Origin of the sequence: Succinimonas sp. (assembly GCF_045225735.1) — a bacterium.
Lineage (GTDB): Bacteria > Pseudomonadota > Gammaproteobacteria > Enterobacterales > Succinivibrionaceae > Succinimonas.
Map to the genome: position 1 here is coordinate 1 of NZ_JBGVBR010000282.1, position 3,170 is coordinate 3,170.

Genomic DNA, 3,170 nt, shown 5'->3' on the forward strand with positions numbered 1-3,170 from the left:
GCGTTCCGAAAAGCTCTTTCAGGCCATCAGATCCCTGGATGCCGAAACGACGGCGAAAATAGTCGGCGGCATTCATAACTCCCCCTATGTTTCCGTTATCGGATACAACAAGGAGGAAGCTCTGGTGTTCTGTCTCATATCCGGGCTTATGTGGTGCGCCGAGAACAGCTATGACAGCTTCCGGGAACTCCCGGCCGGGAAAGGATTTGCAGATCTGGTGTTTGTCCCAAAAACCAAACCGGATCTCCCGATCATGATTATTGAGTTCAAGCGGGATTACAGCGCGGAGGAGGCCCTGAACCAGATAAAGGAACAGGACTACGCCGCAAGATACCGCCAGGACGGAAACAAAAGAGAGGTTCTGCTTATCGGTCTTAACTACAATTCCGGCACAAAGGAGCATCATTGTCTTATTGAGAAGTTGTAAGCAGATATTCAGATTGTCTGACACCTTAACTGCGCCTTAGCCAAGATCTGATGAACATGCGCAGGAAACAGCAGCTTTCGGAGCCTGCCGTAATTTTACCAGGGCGAATGAGCTCTGCTCCTGTATCGTCCGGTAACGCAGAAATCCCCGAAACAGTTTCGGTTTATCTTCACCGGGAAACTCCGGAGCGCCGGTCTCACGCGCTGGAACAGAAAATGCGAGTAACAAATCTTCCTGACTGACGGCGATATTGTCCGATTCCCTGAGGTCTCTGTTAATCATCCCGTTCTCCTTAAAGCGTTCCGGCTTACCCTTGCATTCTTCTCCGGATCCCGATCACAAAACCATGCTTTCCCGGCGCTGAAAAACCAAACGCCTCACGATTTCCGCACAAGGTTATTGGCCGAAGCGTGACAAATGCGGTAAAAGGCTTAAAATAAGCGCGATTTTCAGGGAAGATCTTAAAAAAGCGGCGCTGCGGTGCTTGGTATTTTTATATTGCTGCCTGTGCCGCCCCCGAAAACCGCCGGGGTCTCCGCGCATTCCTGCCGGATCCGGCAGGATTTCAGGGATCCCCGGAATCAGATTGTCTGGTGTTCATTTACGGCGTCCGGCGGAGGAAAAAACTGAACATGTCCGATAGCATTCATAACACAAATAACGGCAGCTCCGGCAATCCCGGCAGCTCTGATATGCACAATAAGCGGCAGAGCTACCTGAATTCCTTCAATTTCGTGACCTTCCCCAATGACAGCACCATTGTCATCGACCAGAAATACTCCATCACCCGCTCCTCCAACGGCTCCGAGAAAACCAGATACAGTCTGGCCAATCTTAACGAGTACTGGAAAACCGATATCCGCTTCGAGTTTTCCTTCGACCGGGCCGAGCTTGAGGCCATTGAGGATCAGGACGAATACGGCGTGCGCTATCTCCACTTCACTCTGTTCTCCGGAGACGCCTCTCTGGGACGGCTTTCCATAAAAATCGGCTACGAAAACGACAGCCACGCCACCTCGGAGAAAATCGCCGCCTTCTTTGACTGCACCGAGGTCTTTAATAATCTCCAGCAGTAACGGCCCCGGCCGTCTTATGCTGCCGGCTTTAGCTGCTTAGCTTGATGCTTTAATTTTGCGCCCCGGACTCTTCCGGGGTTCTGCTTTCACAGAACTCAGAGGAAACACCATGCAGACTCCCGCCACCAAATTTCTCGACAGCAAGCGCATCTCCTACAAGACCTACGAATACAGCTGCAACGGCGCCAAACACGACTTCGGCCATATTGCCGCCCGGGAGCTTAACCGGGATGAGAACGAGGTGTTTAAAACCCTGCTCATCCATCATGAAAAAACCTATATAACCGCGGTGATCCCGGTTAACTGCAATCTTAATCTCAAAAACGCCGCCAGGGTTGCCGGGGTGAAGAATGCCGAAATGGTAAAGCCCGAGGATGCGGAACGGCTTACCGGCTATGTGGTGGGCGGCATCAGTCCCTTCGGCCAGAAAAGACGCAATATCACCATTCTGGCCGCCTCCGCCATAGATCTCCCCGAAATCCTGGTAAGCGGCGGGAGACGGGGGTTTTCCGTCGGAGTAAAACCACAGGATCTCATCGCCGCTCTGGGAGCCCTCACCGGAGATATCACGGAACCCCAGTAAGGGTTTAAGCCTTCCGTCCCGCGGCTTCCGGGATCTCCTTTCTCATGGCCCTGCTTCCGGAAATGTAGCTCCCGCTCTCCTCCGTACGGCGTTCCTGAAGCTTGTTTGCCGACGGGACGGCATAGGCCTCCGCATCCCGTTCCTTCCGGAGCAGGGTGCCCTCTGCTTCCTCCGCAAGCCGGCCCTTCAGCGCGGCCCGGAGGACAAAGAAGTAAAAGACGGTAACCGGGAACATCACCATGAGGGCGGTTTCGCCGTCGCTCCCGGAGCTCATAAGCCGGAAAATCTCCCCGGCCGTTATCAGGAAAGCCAGAGCCCCGCCCCCGAGGGCCGCAGAGTCGCGCTCGAACACCCAGGGGATCCTGGTCTGATAAACGAGATACCAGATGCCCCCCGCCGTAATCAGCATGGGCAAAAGGATGAGAAGCTGCAGGTACCCCGGAAGGAAATCCGCCAGAAACCCGAGCTCCGTTATCACCAGCATGGCGAGAGCGGTAAAAAACAGCGTGGCAAAAGCGATATTCCGGGAGGCTGCGGGAAAGTCTCCCGTGATTTTTCCGGTCTCTCCGTTCATGGCACAGGAGAATACCTGCCCCCGCCAGGAGGTCTCCATGCGCCAAACAGGGAGGAGAGCATATTTCACGGCCACGGGAGTGATGCGGTAATTCCGCTCCGTAATGCGGCAGGCGTCATATCCCTCAGTCTCGATAAGAAAGCTGTCCAGAGAAGTTCTGACCCGCTTTTCCACCGGATTAAAGCTTCCCTTGGCATTCCGGCTGGCGATCCGGGCGTCCAGTCCTGCAAGATAAGCGGGACTGAAGGGAACGGCGTCCTTCATGTCAAAGGGTTCAATGCTCTGGGTTTCCCGTTCCGGGATCTCCCGGGAGCCGTCCCCGGGAATGCCCTGAAACTCCCGGCTCCCGGAAGCTGCGCAGGTAAACACCGTGTGCTCCCACTTGCGATCCCCCCTTTTCACGATTTTTTCACAGGAGGCCTTAGCCTCTCCCGCCGCAGCGACATCGTAGATCCAGAAGGGAATGTAGCAGGCCATGATGCTTTCCTCCCGGGCCTCGGCGCCAAAGCT

3 protein-coding genes and 1 pseudogene are annotated in these 3,170 nt (G+C 54.9%); 3 read left to right on the top strand and 1 reads right to left on the bottom strand.

The annotated features are described in order from the left end of the window. The 3 genes from ACJROR_RS10235 to ybaK all read left to right on the top strand — a co-directional run. Positions 1–427, top strand: a 427-nt coding sequence (locus ACJROR_RS10235) for a PD-(D/E)XK nuclease domain-containing protein (RefSeq protein ID WP_406546971.1), incomplete at its 5' end; no start/stop codon positions are given. 632 nt (positions 428–1,059) lie between these two features. After that, positions 1,060–1,503 (top strand): hypothetical protein, encoded by a 444-nt coding sequence (locus ACJROR_RS10240; protein ID WP_406546972.1) that lies wholly within the window; start codon positions 1,060–1,062, stop codon positions 1,501–1,503. A gap of 109 nt (positions 1,504–1,612) precedes the next feature. Continuing rightward, positions 1,613–2,086, top strand: coding sequence for a Cys-tRNA(Pro) deacylase (ybaK, locus tag ACJROR_RS10245; protein ID WP_406546973.1), 474 nt, complete (start codon positions 1,613–1,615; stop codon positions 2,084–2,086). Positions 2,087–2,090: 4 nt separating this feature from the next. Here ybaK and ACJROR_RS10250 read toward each other — a convergent pair. Beyond that, positions 2,091–3,170: pseudogene (locus ACJROR_RS10250) on the bottom strand (hypothetical protein); the annotation flags it as partial.